The organism is Mesorhizobium sp. M0833, from assembly GCF_040319905.1.
In the GTDB taxonomy this organism is placed as follows: Bacteria; Pseudomonadota; Alphaproteobacteria; order Rhizobiales; family Rhizobiaceae; genus Mesorhizobium.
The window spans coordinates 104,618-120,865 of the sequence record NZ_JAMYOQ010000018.1; the positions used below are offsets into that span (position 1 = coordinate 104,618).

The 16,248-nt window shown below is 63.8% G+C and carries 14 protein-coding genes; 3 read left to right on the top strand and 11 right to left on the bottom strand.

All coding sequences use genetic code 11. The annotated features are described in order from the left end of the window. Nucleotides 1–89 precede the first annotated feature (89 nt). Nucleotides 90–1,121 carry a hydroxyacid dehydrogenase gene (locus NKH98_RS20775; protein ID WP_352901133.1) on the top strand — a complete coding sequence of 344 codons (1,032 nt, stop codon included), beginning with the start codon at nucleotides 90–92 and terminating at the stop codon, nucleotides 1,119–1,121. A gap of 25 nt (nucleotides 1,122–1,146) precedes the next feature. Here the strand turns inward: NKH98_RS20775 and NKH98_RS20780 are convergent, their stop codons facing one another. From NKH98_RS20780 to NKH98_RS20820, 9 genes are all read right to left on the bottom strand, one after another. After that, a complete protein-coding gene (locus tag NKH98_RS20780; protein WP_352901136.1) occupies nucleotides 1,147–1,632 on the bottom strand; it encodes a hypothetical protein in 486 nt (161 codons plus the stop codon). Nucleotides 1,633–1,735: 103 nt separating this feature from the next. Continuing rightward, nucleotides 1,736–4,597, bottom strand: coding sequence for a nitrate reductase (locus NKH98_RS20785; RefSeq protein WP_352901139.1), 2,862 nt, complete (start codon nucleotides 4,595–4,597; stop codon nucleotides 1,736–1,738). Nucleotides 4,598–4,600: 3 nt separating this feature from the next. Then, nucleotides 4,601–4,930: a nitrite reductase small subunit NirD gene (nirD, locus tag NKH98_RS20790; RefSeq protein ID WP_352901142.1), complete on the bottom strand. Its 330-nt coding sequence runs from the start codon at nucleotides 4,928–4,930 to the stop codon at nucleotides 4,601–4,603. A 66-nt stretch (nucleotides 4,931–4,996) separates the two neighbouring features. Beyond that, nucleotides 4,997–7,447, bottom strand: a complete 2,451-nt coding sequence (nirB, locus tag NKH98_RS20795; RefSeq protein ID WP_352901145.1) for a nitrite reductase large subunit NirB — start codon at nucleotides 7,445–7,447, stop codon at nucleotides 4,997–4,999. A gap of 19 nt (nucleotides 7,448–7,466) precedes the next feature. Continuing rightward, nucleotides 7,467–8,768: an MFS transporter gene (locus tag NKH98_RS20800; RefSeq protein ID WP_352901148.1), complete on the bottom strand. Its 1,302-nt coding sequence runs from the start codon at nucleotides 8,766–8,768 to the stop codon at nucleotides 7,467–7,469. Nucleotides 8,769–8,829: 61 nt separating this feature from the next. After that, the gene (locus NKH98_RS20805) at nucleotides 8,830–9,015 is read right to left on the bottom strand and encodes a hypothetical protein (protein ID WP_352901151.1); all 186 of its coding nucleotides are present in this window, start codon (nucleotides 9,013–9,015) and stop codon (nucleotides 8,830–8,832) included. A gap of 391 nt (nucleotides 9,016–9,406) precedes the next feature. Beyond that, complete coding sequence (locus NKH98_RS20810) at nucleotides 9,407–10,204, bottom strand: ABC transporter ATP-binding protein (protein WP_352901154.1); 798 nt, start codon at nucleotides 10,202–10,204, stop codon at nucleotides 9,407–9,409. Nucleotides 10,205–10,215: 11 nt separating this feature from the next. Further along, nucleotides 10,216–11,112 carry a nitrate ABC transporter permease gene (gene ntrB, locus NKH98_RS20815; RefSeq protein ID WP_352901157.1) on the bottom strand — a complete coding sequence of 299 codons (897 nt, stop codon included), beginning with the start codon at nucleotides 11,110–11,112 and terminating at the stop codon, nucleotides 10,216–10,218. A gap of 84 nt (nucleotides 11,113–11,196) precedes the next feature. Next, the gene (locus NKH98_RS20820) at nucleotides 11,197–12,513 is read right to left on the bottom strand and encodes a CmpA/NrtA family ABC transporter substrate-binding protein (protein ID WP_352901160.1); all 1,317 of its coding nucleotides are present in this window, start codon (nucleotides 12,511–12,513) and stop codon (nucleotides 11,197–11,199) included. On the opposite strand from NKH98_RS20820, the gene NKH98_RS20825 reads away from it, so the two are divergent. After that, complete coding sequence (locus tag NKH98_RS20825; protein ID WP_352448433.1) at nucleotides 12,500–12,628, top strand: hypothetical protein; 129 nt, start codon at nucleotides 12,500–12,502, stop codon at nucleotides 12,626–12,628. The genes NKH98_RS20820 and NKH98_RS20825 overlap by 14 nt on opposite strands. Before the next feature lie 244 nt (nucleotides 12,629–12,872). Here the strand turns inward: NKH98_RS20825 and NKH98_RS20830 are convergent, their stop codons facing one another. Together NKH98_RS20830 and NKH98_RS20835 are read right to left on the bottom strand one after the other, a co-directional pair. Continuing rightward, entirely contained in the window at nucleotides 12,873–14,111 is a 1,239-nt protein-coding gene (locus tag NKH98_RS20830) for a CmpA/NrtA family ABC transporter substrate-binding protein (RefSeq protein ID WP_352901164.1), read from the bottom strand. Between the two features lie 2 nt (nucleotides 14,112–14,113). Continuing rightward, nucleotides 14,114–14,713, bottom strand: coding sequence for an ANTAR domain-containing response regulator (locus NKH98_RS20835; RefSeq protein WP_254816075.1), 600 nt, complete (start codon nucleotides 14,711–14,713; stop codon nucleotides 14,114–14,116). 419 nt (nucleotides 14,714–15,132) lie between these two features. On the opposite strand from NKH98_RS20835, the gene NKH98_RS20840 reads away from it, so the two are divergent. After that, nucleotides 15,133–16,227, top strand: coding sequence for a branched-chain amino acid ABC transporter substrate-binding protein (locus NKH98_RS20840; RefSeq protein ID WP_352901169.1), 1,095 nt, complete (start codon nucleotides 15,133–15,135; stop codon nucleotides 16,225–16,227). Nucleotides 16,228–16,248 lie beyond the last annotated feature (21 nt).

Below are 16,248 nucleotides of genomic sequence, written 5' to 3' on the forward strand. Positions count from 1 at the left end.
CCTTCTCGACAGGCATGTGATAGGTGTCGGGGGCGGGAAAAGACGATTCTAGTGTGGTGCGACGCGGATCGCACGGGAGGTGAAGTATCATGTCCGACAGCGCCTTGCCCCTGGTGATCAGCGCACCCGAACCGCGCACGCTCGACCTGATCTTCACGCCGGCCGCGCTGGCGAACTTTCGATCGAAATACCGCATCGTCGAAACATCGCCCGAAGCGGTGGCGGCGCTGCCGGCCGATATCCTTGGCGAGGCGCGCTACATCGTCGGCCAGCCACCTATCGCGCCGGAGACGCTGGAAAAAATGAAGGCGCTGCGCTGCATCTTCAATGTCGAGAGCAACCTCATCAACAACATGCCCTACGAGACGCTGTTTTCGCGCGGCATCCATGTCGTCACCACCGGGCTGGTGTTTGCAGAACCGGTGGCCGAACTCGGCCTTGCCATGGCGCTCAACCTCGCCCGTGACATCGTCGACGCCGACCTCGCCTTTCGACAGGGCAAGGAGCGTTGGGGCGGCGACGGCAACCGGACGGCGCGGCTTCTTTCCGGCGCGAACGTCGGCATCATCGGCTTCGGCGATCTTGGCCGTGCGCTCAACCGGCTGCTGTCGGGCTTTCGCACGCGGACAAAAGTCTTCGACCCGTGGCTGCCGCCGTCGATCCTGATCGAAAACGGCGTCGAGCCGGCCTCTCTCGACGACGTTCTGTCGAACAGCGATTTCGTCTTCGTCGTCGCTTCGGTGACTAGCGAAAACCAGGGCTTCCTCGGCGCCGAGGCGTTTGCCAGGATGCGCAAGGGAGCCGCTTTCATCCTGCTCAGCCGAGCCGGCGTGGTCGATTTCCCGGCACTGATGGACGCCGTCCGCAGCGGCCATATCGTCGCCGCCAGCGATGTTTTTCCTGAGGAGCCGCTTGCCCAGGATCACCCGGTCCGCACATTGCCGGGGTTCCTGCGCTCCGCCCACCGGGCCGGTGCGCTCGACATCGCTTTCAAGCGGATGGGCGACATGGTGCTGGAAGACATGGACCTGGTCGACCGCGGCCTGCCGCCGATGCGTTCGAAGCGGGCCGAGCGTGAGACCGTTTCGCGAATGCGCTCAAAGCCGGTCGACAAGAATTAAGCCGCCTGCCGACGGTCGCACATGCTCAGACGGTGAAGGACCAAAACAGGCAGGCCAATGTTGCTGTGGCGAAGACGACGAAGAACAGGCTTCGCAACAGGATGTTGCGGCGCAGCTCGTTGATGAAGAGATGGCATCCGACGACGGCTGCGACAAACAGGAACCGCCAGTTCAGCAGTGCCGGGAGCACATCGCGCTGACCGAAGGCAAATCTGGCGGCGAGACATCCAACGATGACCGCAAACAACACGATGATCGTCCAGAAGATCGCACCGGCGGCATGTGTCAGGACGATGCCGGCGAGCCTGATCGGCAGAACCATCATCAGCAGTGCGCTGAGAAAGTAGACCGCCGCGAGCGGAATGAACGCCCCCGCATCGGCGACGTCGCTCAAGCGCTTGGCGCCGATCGCGCCATAGGGATAGCCATGCCTGGCCACCGCCAGGCTGAGCGCCATCAGCAAGGCCGTCAGCACGGCGGCAAGCGCGAATGAGGTCAGGGCTTTGCTCATGAGGCTCCCGTTCCGAGCGAATCGAAGTCAGAACGTTGGTAGCCCATGGTTTGTAAATTGCTAGTAAGCATCATGCAGCGGCGCGGCAGAGTTCCTCGGCGCATCACTCCGCAGCTTGCAGACGCCGCCCGTCGATAATGGTCTTGATCTCGGCGCGGCAAGAGCCGCAATTGGTGCCGGCGTGAAGGACGGCTCCGATTGCCGCGACGCTGGTACAGCCGCCGCGTACCGCTTCCGCGATCTGGTTGCCACCGACCCCGAAACAGGCGCAGACGATAGCACCGCGGTCGACGCTGTTGCCGCCCGGCCGCCCGGCGACAATCGCCAGTCGCGCCTGCCGATCGGCATGGTCAGCACCAAGTTGTTCGACCGCCCAGCCGCGCGACACCGCTACCGGCGTAGGCGCAAGATAGAGCGCGCCGACCAGCCGATTGCCTGCGAAACGGGCGAAGCGATGGTGCCCGCCGGCGATGTCGTGATAGGCGAGCGTCTCGCCTTCCATGCCTAACAGCGCGGCGGCCAACCCCGTCCAGTCGCGGCTGTCCTGCAGCGCAATTTCAAGCCGCCAGCCGGCGGGGCTGCGGGCGAGGCTCCAGTAATCGGCGTCGATCGATGCGGGCCGTTCGGCAAGCACGGCGAAGCCGAAGGCTGTGGCGGCGAACCGCTCGATGCGGGCAGCAACATTCTTCGAGGCCGGTTGGCCTGAAATCGCATCGGTCGTCGGCGCGACCAACGCATCGACGCGCGCGCGGGCGGAGAACTGATCGGTCCAGTGCATCGGTACGAATACAGAGCCTTGGCGTTGACGCACCGTCACCAGGGCGCGGACCAGCACCTCGCCATGGGCAGTCGAGACGCGGACGATCTCGGCATCGCCGATGCCGAAGTGCTGCGCATCCGACGGGTGGATTTCGACGAACGGTTCGGCCATGTGCTGCGACAAGCGCGGGCTCCTGCCGGTCCGCGTCATGGTGTGCCAATGGTCGCGCACGCGCCCGGTGTTGAGCACCAGCGGGTAGTCCGGGCTGGTGCGGGTTTGTGCGGCTGGGCGGATGGCAATGAAGCGCGCCTTCCGGTCGGGCGTGTAGAAGCTGCCGTTGGCGAAGAAGCGGGTGGTAAGTGAGGCTCGTCTTGCCTGAACCCCCAAGTCTTTTTCACTTTCAGCCTGAGCACCCCCCTCTGGCCTGCCGGCCATCTCCCCCGCAAGGGGGGAGATTGGCAGCTTTGGCGCCGGCTCTCCCCTTGCGGCATTGGAGATTAGCGAAGGCCGTGATGATAGCCGATCTCCCCCCTTGCGGGGGAGATGGCCGGCAGGCCAGAGGGGGGTGGCTTGGCTCGGCGCTGGCCACTGGAATGGCGCCAACTCCTCATAGGTCTCTGCGTCCACATCGGCATAAGCGCCGATGTCGAAATCGCGAGCACTATCATTCTCGAAGCCCGACAACGCCGCGTGCTCGGCGAAGATGTCGGCCGGCGACACATGCGAAAACGCCTCGCCAAAACCCATCCGCTTGGCCACTTCGGCGATGATCCACCAGTCGGCTCTTGCCTCGCCGGGCGTGGCCAAAAAGGCTCGCTGGCGCGAGATGCGGCGTTCCGAATTGGTGACGGTGCCGTCCTTCTCGCCCCATGCCGCCGCCGGCAGCCGGACATGGGCGTGGCGGACCGTGTCGGTCTCGCCCAGCACGTCCGACACCACGACAAACGGGCAGGCCTTGATTGCCGCTTCGACGGCATCGGCATCCGGCATAGAATCGACTGGGTTGGTCGCCATGATCCACAGCGCCTTGATGCGTCCGTCGGCCACCGCCTCGAACATCTCGACCGCTTTCAGGCCGGGTTTTTCGGCGACGGCTGGCGCGTTCCAGAAGCGCTGCACGCGGTTGCGGTGCTCGGGGTTTTCGATCTCCATGTGGGCGGCCAGGATGTTGGCCATGCCGCCGACCTCACGGCCGCCCATGGCGTTAGGCTGGCCGGTCACCGAGAATGGCCCGGCGCCGGGCTTGCCGATGCGGCCGGTGGCTAGATGACAGTTGATGATAGCGTTGACCTTGTCGGTGCCCGAAGACGACTGGTTCACGCCCTGGCTGTAGACGGTCACCGTCTTCGCCGTCGCGGCAAACAGACTGTAGAAGCGGACCAGTTCATCCTCGCCAAGGGCGGTGGCCGCGGCGATGCCGGCCAGGTCGAGCGCCGAGGCGGCGAAAAGCGCTTGACCGAAGCCGGTCGTGTGCGCCGTGATATAGGTGCGGTCCAACGCGTTGTGCTGGCCGAGATAGGCGAGCAGGCCGGTGAACAAAGCGACGTCGCCATCGGGCGCGATCGCCAGATGCATGTCCGCGATGTCTGACGTCATGGTGCGGCGTGGGTCGATCAGCACCACCTTCATCTCGGGCCGCTTTTCTCGGGCGGCGGCAATGCGCTGGTAGAGCACCGGATGGCACCAGGCGAGATTGGAGCCGACCAGCACGATCAGGTCGGCAAGTTCCAGATCCTCGTAATTTCCCGGAACGGTGTCCGAGCCAAAGGCGCGGCGGTGGCCAGCGACGGACGATGCCATGCACAGGCGCGAATTGGTGTCGATATTGGCCGAGCCGATAAAACCTTTCATGAGCTTGTTGGCGACGTAATAGTCCTCGGTCAGCAACTGGCCGGAGACGTAGAGGGCGACCGCGTTGGGGCCGTGCTCGGCAATGGTTTGCGAGAAGGTCGAAGCGACAAGGTCGAGCGCTTCGTCCCAGTCGGTGCGGCGACCGTGGATTTCCGGATGAAGCAGCCTGCCTTCGAGATCGGTGGTCTCGGCCAGCGCCGAGCCTTTGGAGCAGAGCCGGCCGAGATTCGCCGGGTGGTCCGGGTCGCCACGAACGGTTATTTCACCGTCCGCGGCGACCTTCGCCAGCACGCCGCAACCCACCCCACAATAGGGACAGGTGGTCCTCACCTCGCGCGCTTCATTAATCTGCATGGTTCACGCCGCGCGGCTGGCCAGCGCTTCCAGCGCAATGAACAGCCGCTCGCCGTCGATCCGCACGGCAATGGTGCGCACCGCGCCCTCGTCGGCGCCGAGCGCCTTGCCTGTCTCCAGCGAGATCACCCAATTGTGCAAGGGACAGGTCACCGCCGTGCCATGGATGATGCCCTGGCTGAGCGGCCCACCTTTGTGCGGGCAATGGTCATCAATGGCAAAGACCTGATCGTCGGCTGTACGAAAGACGGCGATCTTGCCTTCGGGCGTTGCGACGCAGCGCGCACCGCGACGCGGAATGTCAGACAGGGAGCCGATCGATACCCAATTCATGTGGCCATTCCTCTTTTGCGCGTATTCTTGTCCGAAAACCGCATTCCACTTTTCGGGGACACGCGCCTACTCCGCCGCCTGCGCAAAACCGACCGAAGCCATCGGCCGGAATTCATGCTTGTCCTTGCCGGAAGCACGTTCCGACCACGGGTCGATCTGCGCGAATTTCTGCGAAAAGACGAAGCGGTCGAAATAGGCCTTGCGCTTCTCGCCATCGTCCATGATCTGACGCTTGATCTCGGCGATGCCAATGCGCTTGGCCCATTTGTAGATGCGCTCGAGATAGCGGCCCTGCTCGCGATACATCTGCGTCAGCGCCACGATATGCTCCAGCGCCTCGTCCTCGGTCTTGACCAGGCCAAGCACTTCGGTGCCCTTGATGTCGAGGCCGGCGGCGCCGGCGAAATGGATCTCATAGCCGCTGTCGACGCAGATCACGCCGACATCCTTGCAGGTCGCCTCGGCACAGTTTCGGGGACAGCCCGACACCGCCATCTTGACCTTGGCCGGCGTCCAAGAGCCCCACATGAATTTTTCGATACGGATGCCCAAGCCGGTCGAATCCTGCGTGCCGAAGCGGCACCAGTCCGAGCCGACGCAGGTCTTCACCGTGCGCAGTCCCTTGGCATAGGCGTGGCCGGAGACGAAGCCGGCCTGACCGAGATCGGCCCACACTGCCGGCAGGTCTTCCTTGCGGATGCCGAGCATGTCAATGCGCTGGCCGCCGGTGACCTTGACCATCGGAATGTCGAACTTGTCGACGACATCGGCGATGGCGCGCAATTCGGCGGCGTTGGTGACGCCGCCCCACATGCGCGGCACTACCGAATAGGTGCCGTCCTTCTGAATGTTGGCGTGGACCCGCTCGTTGATGAAGCGCGACTGATAATCGTCGGCGTATTCGTCGGGCCAGTCGCAGACGAGATAATAGTTGAGCGCCGGCCGGCATTTGGCGCAGCCGCAAGAGGTCTTCCACTCCAGCTCCTGCATGACGGCGGGAATGGTCTTCAGGCCCTTGGCCTTGATCAGCCGGCGGACCTCGTCATGGCCAAGCGAGGTACAGCTGCACATCGGCTGGACCGCCGCGGGGTTGTATTTGTCGCCGATGGTCAGCACCATGAGCTTTTCGACCAGCCCGGTGCAGGAACCGCAGGACGCCGACGCCTTGGTGTGGGCGCGCACATCGTCGAGCGAGGTCAAGCCCTTGGCCGTGATCGCGCCGGTGATCTTTCCCTTGCATACGCCGTTGCAGCCGCAGATTTCCGCATCATCCGGCAAGGCTGCAACGGCCGCCATAGGGTCCAGGGGGGCGCCTCCCTGGTAGGACTGGCCGAAGATGAGCGTGTCGCGCATCTCGGATATGTCGGTCTGCTTCTTCTTGAGGTCGTTGAACCAGGCACCGTCCGTCGTCTCGCCGTAGAGCACGGTGCCGATGATGCGGTCGTCCTTCAGCACCAGGCGTTTGTAGACGCCGGCGGCGGCATCGCGCAGCACGATCTCCTGGCGGTCCTCGCCCTCGGCGAAGTCGCCGAGCGAGAACAGGTCGATGCCGGTGACCTTGAGCTTGGTCGGCGTGTCCATATGGACGAAAGCTGCCGCCTCGTTACCAGCCAGCTGGCTGGCGGCGACGCGCGCCATCTCATAGAGCGGCGCGACCAGCCCGTAGACCTGGCCGTTGACCTCGGCGCATTCGCCGATTGCGTAGATGTCCGGGTCGTTGCTGCGCATGCCGGCGTCGACGACGATGCCGCGATTGACGGCAATGCCGGCTTCCTTCGCCAGCACCGCGTTCGGCCTGATACCCACCGCCATGACGACGAGCGTTGCGGGAATGACGGTGCCGTCGGCAAGCTCCACCCGCTCGACCTTGCCGTTGCCGGTGATCGCCTGCGTGTTGGCCTTGGTGATGACCTTGATGCCGCGCTGCTCGACGGCACGCTGCAGAAGATAGCCTGCGGCCGGATCGAGCTGACGCTCCATCAGCGTCGGCATGACGTGCAGCACGGTGACGTCCATGCCTTGTGAGTTCAAGCCCGCTGCCGCCTCGAGCCCAAGCAGGCCGCCCCCAATGACGACAGCCTTGGCCCGCGACTGGGCGGCAAGCATCATGGCCCGGACGTCGTCCAGATCGCGATAGGTGAGCACGCCCGGCAGGTCATGGCCGGGCACCGGAATGATAAACGGCACCGAGCCGGTGGCGATGACGAGTTTGTCATAAGGCTCGGTCACGCCATGATCGGAGGTGACGGTCTTTGCCTGCCGGTCGATGGCGACGATCTTGTGGCCCTTGTAGAGGGTGATGCCGTGCTTGATGTACCAGCCGTCGCCATGGATGATGATCTCCTCATAGGCCTTTTCGCCCGACAGAACCGGCGACAGCATGATGCGGTCGTAGTTCACGCGCGGCTCGGCGTTGAAGATGGTGACCTGGTAGCGCCCAGGCGCCTTTTCCAGGAGATGCTCCAGCATGCGCCCGGGGGCCATGCCGTTGCCGATGATGACAAGTTTCTCGGTCATGTCCTGATCCACTCCGCTCTCACTCAGCCGCGTAGGAAAGGCCTGAAGCTTCGGCAGACGCCGTGCGCTCCATCCGCCGGATGGAAAAATGCATCCAGGCAAAGCAGGTGGCGACGATGACGAAGAGCAGCATGAAGCAGCTGGACCAGACGCCGGTGAGGTCGTTGAGCACGCCGAAGGCGATTGGCAGGATAAAGCCGCCGAGCCCGCCAATCATGCCGACAACGCCGCCGACCGCGCCGACACTCTGCGGATAGTAAGCCGGGATGTGCTTGTAGACGGCGGCCTTGCCAAGGCTCATGAAGAAGCCGAGCACACAGGCCACGGCTATAAAGGCGAGCGGGCCGATCTCGAAATGGAAGGCGATCGGCCCGCTGATACCGCGCACGACGTAGTCTGCCGAGGGGAGAGACAGAACGAGAGTCGCGACGGCACTGACAGCGAAGGTGCAGTAGAGCACGGTGCGGGCGCCGATCCGGTCGGAAAGCACGCCGCCATAGGCGCGGAAAATACTTGCCGGAATTGAATAGGCCGCGCCGATCATGCCGGCGGTCGCAAGTCCGAAGCCGTAGACGCCGATCAGGTAGCGGGGCAGCCACAGCGACAGCGCCACGAATGCACCGAAAGCGAAGAAATAATACAAGGCGAAACGCCAGACCTGCAGGTTCTTGAGCGGCGCGAATTCCTGCAAGAAGCTTCTCGCGGGTGCAGCCTTGCCGTCGCGGCGCTCGCGAATGACCGGATCGTCGCCAGTCGTGAACCAGAAGACGGCGGCCATGACGACAAGTGCTGCCGCCCAGATCAGCGCGACCGACTGCCAGCCCCAGGAGAGAAGCACGAACGGTGCCAGGAACTTGGTGACCGCGGCACCGACATTGCCGACACCGAAAATGCCAAGCGCCGTACCCTGCTTGCCGGCCGGGAAGAAGCGCGAGACATAGGCGACACCGACGGCGAAGGAACCGCCGGCGAGCCCAACGCCTAGCGCAGCGACCAGCATCTGTCCGTAGGTGTGCGCAAACGCGAGCAGGAAGGTCGCGACCGCCGCTGCAAGCATGGTCGCGGTGTATACCAGCCGACCGCCAAAACGGTCGGTCCAGACACCGAGCACCATGCGCACAAGCGAGCCGGTGAGGATCGGCGTGCCGACGAGCAGGCCGAACTCCGTCTCGTTCAGCCCCAGCTCCTGCTTTATGCGCACGCCGATGATTGAAAAGATCGTCCACACCGCGAAGCAGACGGTGAAGGCGATGGTGGACATCAGAAGCGCCTGCCGGGGAGCAGTGTCCTGGCTGGGCGCGGCTGGGAGATTTGCGGTCATTTTCTGGCTCCGGTTTGCGGCGTGGGGGGAGGCACCGCCCTTGGCTGTTCGTTCGCGACTGTCAGCGGCGCGGCATCGGCGAACTGGTTGAAACCGAGCTGTGCACGGTCACTTCGAAACCTTTGCCGTCAGTCTTGGCGCCGGCGGGAAGAGGACGAGCGCGGCGGTGAACAGCGCGTTGCTGGCCAGAAAAATGGCGGCGCGTGAATTCCGCGAGGCACGCGCCAGTTCCGATCCGTTTCGTCATCGTCGTCTCCGGTTGGCGCCGCTTGAGACCAGCGCCGTCGATTGCGTCAAAACAAAAAAGCCGCCGGCCAGGTCTTCGCGTCCGGGATTCCGGGAGCGCGTGTGGACCTGAGCGGCAGCTTTGCCTGTGGCGCCCGCCATTGGACGCCGTGTCACTTGGCCCTTGCGGGCCCTACGTTTTGGAAAGCAGGAAGCGTGCCAATTCGACAGCGCTCTCAATTATCGAATGAAATCAATATGAACCGCAGCCGCGCGACTTTTGACCAAGCTCGGCAGCGGATCAAAGATTAGTCAAAATGCCTTGCACAGCAGCATAATATTTGTGCAATGCGGTAGATTGCCTATTGCCGATGCAGATTCCAATGATGATGACGCGTTTTCCCGTTAGGGCCTCACTCCGCGGCTTCGACGAAGCGGTGGCGTTCGTAGAGGAATTTCAGCACCGCCTCGCGGCAGCGCAGGAAGGTGCGGTCGGAGGAAAGCTCGATGCGCCGACGCGGCCGGGCCAGCGGCACGGGAAGAACCTCGCCGATGGTGGCCGCCGGCCCGTTGGTCATCATGACGATGCGGTCGGACAACAGCACCGCCTCGTCGACATCGTGAGTGATCATGATCGTCGTCGAGCCGAGTCTGGAATGGATATCCATCACCGCGTCCTGCAGATGCGCACGGGTCAGCGCGTCGAGCGCCCCGAACGGCTCGTCGAGCAAAAGAATCTTCGGCTCCATGGCGAGCGCGCGCGCAATGCCGACGCGCTGCTTCATGCCGCCCGAAATCTCCGCTGGGCGCTTGTCTTTCGCATGCGCCATCTGCACGAGATCGAGATTGCGCATGATCCAGTCATGCCGTTGGGCCCGGCTCTTTTTGCCGCCGAAGACCTTGGATACCGCGAGGTTGATGTTTTCGTAGACGGTCAGCCATGGCAGCAGGCTGTGGTTCTGGAACACCACGGCGCGTTCGGGACCGGGGCTGTCGACCTCCTTGTCTTCCAACAGAACCGCGCCGGCCGAGACCTTGGTCAGCCCGGCGATTAGATTGAGCAAAGTCGACTTGCCGCAGCCGGAATGGCCGATGATCGAGACGAATTCGCCCTTGTCGATGGTCAGTCTTATGTCCTTCAGGACGTCGCTGACCTGGCCGCCGCGCATGAAGGATTTGTCGATATGGTCGAGTTTCAGATAGGCCGTCATCGTCCCTCTCCTCACTTTGCCGTTGTGCCGCGGGTGACGAAGACGCCGATCGCCGCGACCAGGCGGTCGAGGCAAAAGCCGGTGACGCCGATATAGGCGAGTGCGACGATGATGTCGGGCAGCCGCGACGAATTCCAGGCATCCCAGATGAAGAAGCCGATACCGACGCCGCCGGTCAGCATTTCGGCGGCGACGATGGCAAGCCAGGACAGACCGATGCCGATGCGCAAGCCGGTGAAGATGTAAGGTGCCGCGGCCGGCACCATGATTTTCACGAAGAATTCGAGCTGGTTGAGCCTGAGGATGCGGGAGACGTTGCGATAGTCCTCTGGAATGTTGCGGACGCCGACGGCGGTGTTGATGATCACCGGCCAGATCGAGGTGATGAAGATGACGAAGATCGCCGACGGGCTGGAATCGCGGAACGCCGCCAGCGACAGCGGCAGCCAGGCGAGCGGCGGTACCGTGCGCAGGATCTGGAACACCGGATCAAGGCCGCGCATCGCCCAGATCGACTGGCCGACCAGAGCGCCGAGCCCGACGCCGACGACCGCCGCAAGGCCAAAGCCGATGGCGACGCGCTGCAGCGAGATCAGCACCCGCCAGGCGAGCCCAATGTCCTGCGGGCCATTGTTGAAGAACGGATGGGCGATAAGGTCATAGGCCTCGTTCCAGACCTGGCTTGGCGGCGGTAGGCTGGCCGTCGGCGACGAACAGGCGACCTGCCAGACGACGAGCATGATGGCGACGACGATGACCGGCGGCACCAGCGTGCTGGCCAGCTTGCCTGCGATTGCGGCCGGATCGAAGCGACGCCGCGTCCTGGCGGTGAAGGCGATGATTTCGGCAGGCTTGGCAGGCGCGGGGAACGACTTCACCTTGCGGTCCTTGATGGCTTGGATAGACATTTCTCGAACGTTCCTTTGGCATTTGGCGACAAGCGGCGCCGTTGCGCTTGTGGCGACAAACGGCGCGAGCGCCGTTTGCATTGTTCAGGCCGATGCCTTGATCCTCAGGCTGTCGAGATAGGCGGACGGGTTCTCCGGATCGAACACCTTGCCGTCGAAGAAGGTCTCGACGCCGCGCGATGAAGACGCCGGGATATCGGCCGCGGCGACACCAAGATCCTTGGCCGCTTCGCGCCACAGATCCTCGCGATTGACCTGGGAGACCAGCGCCTTGATGTCGGTGGTCGGCGCGAACTTGCCCCAGCGGATGTTTTCGGCGAGGAACCAGCTGTCGTGGCTCTTGAAGGGATAGGACACGCCGCCCTGCCAGAACTTCATGTAGAGATCTGTGCCGTTGGCGACGCGGCCATTGCCGTAGTTGATGTCGCCCTTGAGGCGGCCGATGATGTCGGCGGTCGGCACGTTCATCCATTGCCGCTTGCCGATGATGGCGGCCATCTCGTCCTTGTTTTCCTTGGCTTCGCACCATTGCTGGGCTTCCATGACGGCCATCAGGATCGCCTTGGTGGCGTTCGGATACTTGTCGATGAAGGCGGCGCGCAGGCCGAGCGCCTTTTCCGGATGGCCCTTCCATAGCTCGCCAGTGGTGGCGGCGGTGAAGCCGACGCTCTGGTGAACGAGCTGCTCGTTCCACGGCTCGCCGACACAGAACACGTCCATGTTGCCGACTTTCATGTTGGCGACCATCTGCGGCGGCGGCACGACGATGGTCGAGACGTCCTTGTCGGGATCGATGCCGCCGGCGGCCAGCCAATAGCGCAGCCAGAGGTCGTGCGTGCCGCCCGGGAAGGTCATGGCGGCCTTGACCTCCTTGCCAGCGGCCTGTTTGGCGGCGAAGGCATTCTTCAGCCTGGAGGCGTCGAGGGCGACGCCGGTGGCGGCATATTCCTGGGCGACGGAAATGCCCTGGCAGTCGTAGTTGAGGCGCGCCACGATCGCCATCGGCAGCGGCTGCTTGTTTTGCGTCACCTTGCCGGTGTGCATCAGATAAGGCATCGGTGTCAGGATATGGGCGCCGTCAATGCCGTTGGCTTCGCCGCCGAGCACCAGATTATCGCGCGTCGCCCCCCAGGAGGCCTGCTTGAGCACCTCGACATCGGGCATGCCGAATTTCTCGAACAGGCCTTTCTCCTTGGCGATCATCAACGGTGCTGCATCAGTCAATGCGATGAAGCCGAGCTTGGCGCCCGTGACTTCCGGTACGGCGGTAGCTGCATAGGCGCCAGAGGGCAGCAGCGCACGCGCCGCGGCCAGCGTTGCCGCGGTGGCCGCGCTGATCCTCAGGAAATCGCGGCGGCTGATCGCCGTTTGGGCGGAATGGCTATTGGTGCTTTTCGTCATCGTCATCTCCGGTTGGGCGCGGCTTGGGATCGGCGCCGTCGATTGCGTGTTCGACCAAAACAAAAAAGCCGCCGGCCAGGCCGCGCGCGTCCGTCCATCCGGGATCGCGTGTTGACCTGAGCGGCAGCGTTGCCTGTAGCGCCCGCCATTGGACGCCTATTCCGTGACCCCGAGAAGAGTCTGCCTATTGCAACGCAGGAACCGTGCCAGTTTCGGGAATGGATGACAAACATCAACGAGATCAACGGCATGCCAAAATCGTTGGCGCGTCGGCCCGCTGGCGAGCAAGCCAAAGATTGTTCATTAGCGCAGTTGCACGCACATTTTTTGTGCAGTGCACAAGAATGGCGCCGAAATGATCAGACTTCGGCGCGCGCCAATTTCTGGCCGGCAATGTAGGCATCGATCTCGTCGGGATCGAAGATCTGGCCATCGAAGAAACCATCGGGACCGAGCACCAGGCTTGCCCCCGCCGAACCGACCGGAGTCGCGGCCTTCAGCGCGCCCTCGACCTTGGCATTGGCACCGGGAAGCGCCACGCCAAGCGGCTTCAACGCCGAGCGGTAGAGATCGGGGCGGTAGCAGTCGCGGGCAATAGCGAGGTTTTCCGGCGTGTGCGCGACATGCCCCCAGCGCACCATCTGCGTGTAGAACCACAGCGCATGGCTCTTCCACGGGAAGTTCGCCGCCTTGTTAAAGGGCAGAAAGAAGTCGCCGACGCTCAGTTCGGCACCGCCGCCGAGCGCCAGATGCCCGCTGAGGATCGGCATCTGCAGCGCCGGCGCCAGGCCGAGGAAGGCCGGCTGCGCCATCAGGGCCGCGAGTTCGCCGCGGTTTGCCGGGTCCTGGCACCAGCGCGCCGCATGATGCAGCGCGCGCAGCAGAGCCGAAAGCGCGTCCGGCTCTCTTTCCGCCCATGCCTTGCGCACGCCGACGACTTTCTCCGGGCTGGTCTTCCAGATGGCCGCCTTGACCGTGGCGATATGGCCGGTGCCGGCGACGACCGCGGCGCTGTTCCAGGGTTCGCCGACGCAGTAGCCGTCGATCCTGCCGGCGGCGAGCGCGTCGGCCATGAATGGCGGCGGCACGATGACGATTTCGATTTCACGCGACGGGTCGATGCCGCAGGCGGCGAGCCAGTAGCGCAGTTCGTAATTGTGCCCGGAATGCGGATGGACGACGGCGAAGCGCAGCGGATCGCCGCCGCCATTCGCCCGTTCGCGGATCAGCGCGCCCAACGCCTTGCCGGCCCGCGCCGGATCGAGATCGGGTTGGGCGCCGTGCGCGGCCATACCGGCCCAGACCGCGTTCGAAACCGTCACGCAATTGCCGCCGAGGCCGAGCGAGAACGGCACGACGGTGTCGGAGGCGAGCGGCGTCAGCCCCAGATTGCAGGCGATCGGCATCGGCCCCAGCATATGCGCCAGGTCGAAATGGCCGATGGCGATGCGGTCGCGGATGTTGGCCCAGGACGTTTCCCGGTTGAGCGTCAGGTCGATGCCTTCACGTAGGGCGAAGCCGATTTCCTTCGCCGCGACAAGGATAGCGCTGTCGAAGAGCGGCATGAAGCCAACATTGATCCGGTACTCGGCCGCCATCGTCAACTCTCCTCGGGATCCAGAAGCCCTGCCGCCGTCACCAGGCTCTGCGCGATTTCGGCGATCTTGCGGTTCTGGTTCATGGCTGTCCTGCGCAGCAGCGTGTAGGCCGCGTCCTCCGACAGGCCGCGCGACTTCATCAGGATGCCCTTGGCGCGATCGATCACCTTGCGGCTCTCCAACTCGCTGCGGGCCTCTTCCAGTTCGCGCGCCATGCGCGAGAAGGCGTTGAAGCGGCTGATCGCCATGTCGAGGATCGGCTTGACCCGCTCCTGGCGCAGGCCGTCGACGACATAGGCCGACACCCCGGCTTCCACCGCTGCCTCGATCGACGCCTGGTCCGAGCGGTCAACGAACATGGCGATCGGCCGCTTCACCACGCGCGAAAGCTGGAACATGTTTTCGAGCATGTCGCGGTTGGGATTTTCGAGATCGATGACGATGACGTCGGGTTCGATCTCGGCGATCCGCCGCGCGATGCCGGCGACGTCATGGATTACCGTGACCTGCTGGTGCCCGGCCTCCCGCAATCCCGCTTCGATTATCGAAGCGCGGATGTGGTTCTCATCGATCACCAGGACAGTGAGGGATTTGCGGATCATGCCGCATTTTGCGCAGGCGAGGCGATTGTGCAATGCGGCATAGCGAGATTCACGGAAACAAAGCCGACAGGCCGCCTGGGGCACTGGACGCGACGGCCGGCGCGACGGACTTGACGCCGCGGGCACCGGCACCCGCCTGATCGGCACTGGCTGACTGCAGGTCTTACCAGCGTAGGTGATCGCCTCAGGCGCCAAGATCCCGGCCTTCCTGGCCTGACTCGGCACCGGCCTGACCTATGGCGTGCCCAACGCGTGCGCGATTCCGACCTCAGCGAACGAGTTATGACACGCCATTCCAGTGTATGATGGCTTCGCCAAATTGGGTGTGCGCTGCAATAGCAGCCCGAGACAGCCGCGCTTGCCGAAGGGGCTGTCGGCTCTGACGGGATTGGCGTAAGCTACCGACAGAGGATGCACGCATGCACCGCATCATCGCCATAGCGATCGCAGTTCTCGCGGCCGTATTCAGTTCCGCGCGGGCGGAGGTGCTGGTCGGGGTCTCGGCTGCGATGACAGGACGGCTTGCCTGGATCGGCGAGCAGGGACAGCGCGGCGCGGAGATGGCAGTGGCCGACGTCAACACGGCGGGCGGCGTGCTCGGCCAGAAGGTGAGGCTCATCTCGGTCGACGACTTCTGCGATCCCGAGCAAGCTGTGGCGGCCGCCAAGAAGCTGGTGGCTGACGGGGTCGTGCTCGTCGTCGGGCATTATTGCTCCGGGGCCTCGATCCCCGCATCAAAAGTGTACGAGGAGGCGGGCGTCGTTGAGATATCCCCAGGCTCGACCAATCCGCAGCTGACCGAACAGGGCCGTGCCAATGTCTTTCGCACCATTGGCCGCGACGACGCGCAAGGTTTCATCGCCGGCAACTACCTTGCCGATCACTGGGGCAACAAGAAGATTGCGATCCTCCACGACAACTCGACCTATGGGAAGGGTCTCGCCGACGAGACCAGGAAGCAGCTGAACAAGCGGGGCGTGACTAAGGCCGTTTACGACGCATACATTCCCGGGAAGGACGACTATTCGGCCGAGGTCGCTGCGTTGCAGACCGCCGGCGTCTCCGCCTTATATGTGGGTGGGTATCATGCCGAGGTTGCGCTGATTGCTCGCGCTGCACACGACAGTGGCTACACGGTTCAGCTCATATCCGGAGATGCTTTGGCGACTGAGGAATTTGCCCTGATCGCCGGCCCCGCGGCGGAGGGGACCCTCTTCACGTTCCCGGCCGACCCGAGGCGAAGCCCAGAAGCGGCCGCGGTCGTTGAGCAGTTCCGTGCGGAGAATTTCGAACCCGCCGGCTACACGCTGTTGAGCTACTGCGCGGTCCAGGTTTGGGCCCAGGCAGTCTCGAAGGCAGGTTCGCTGGAGCCGAAGGCCGTCATTGCGGCGCTGCACGAACAGGAATTCGACACCGTCATCGGCCGGGTCGATTTCGACGACAAGGGCGACCTCACGAAACAGAGCTGGGTTTGGTACGTCTGGCGCGGCGGGGAATACGTGCCGGTTGAATAGGGTTCGCTGATCGCCGGCGTG

Excerpts from the sequence above, each read along its gene's own strand:
- NKH98_RS20775 (WP_352901133.1), top strand. The coding sequence starts at position 90 with ATGTCCGACAGCGCCTTGCCCCTGGTGATCAGCGCACCCGAACCGCGC.
- NKH98_RS20780 (WP_352901136.1), bottom strand. The coding sequence starts at position 1,632 with ATGAGCAAAGCCCTGACCTCATTCGCGCTTGCCGCCGTGCTGACGGCC.
- NKH98_RS20785 (WP_352901139.1), bottom strand. The coding sequence starts at position 4,597 with ATGCAGATTAATGAAGCGCGCGAGGTGAGGACCACCTGTCCCTATTGT.
- nirD (WP_352901142.1), bottom strand. The coding sequence starts at position 4,930 with ATGAATTGGGTATCGATCGGCTCCCTGTCTGACATTCCGCGTCGCGGT.
- nirB (WP_352901145.1), bottom strand. The coding sequence starts at position 7,447 with ATGACCGAGAAACTTGTCATCATCGGCAACGGCATGGCCCCCGGGCGC.
- NKH98_RS20800 (WP_352901148.1), bottom strand. The coding sequence starts at position 8,768 with ATGACCGCAAATCTCCCAGCCGCGCCCAGCCAGGACACTGCTCCCCGG.
- NKH98_RS20805 (WP_352901151.1), bottom strand. The coding sequence starts at position 9,015 with ATGACGAAACGGATCGGAACTGGCGCGTGCCTCGCGGAATTCACGCGC.
- NKH98_RS20810 (WP_352901154.1), bottom strand. The coding sequence starts at position 10,204 with ATGACGGCCTATCTGAAACTCGACCATATCGACAAATCCTTCATGCGC.
- ntrB (WP_352901157.1), bottom strand. The coding sequence starts at position 11,112 with ATGTCTATCCAAGCCATCAAGGACCGCAAGGTGAAGTCGTTCCCCGCG.
- NKH98_RS20820 (WP_352901160.1), bottom strand. The coding sequence starts at position 12,513 with ATGACGAAAAGCACCAATAGCCATTCCGCCCAAACGGCGATCAGCCGC.
- NKH98_RS20830 (WP_352901164.1), bottom strand. The coding sequence starts at position 14,111 with ATGGCGGCCGAGTACCGGATCAATGTTGGCTTCATGCCGCTCTTCGAC.
- NKH98_RS20835 (WP_254816075.1), bottom strand. The coding sequence starts at position 14,713 with ATGATCCGCAAATCCCTCACTGTCCTGGTGATCGATGAGAACCACATC.
- NKH98_RS20840 (WP_352901169.1), top strand. The coding sequence starts at position 15,133 with ATGCACCGCATCATCGCCATAGCGATCGCAGTTCTCGCGGCCGTATTC.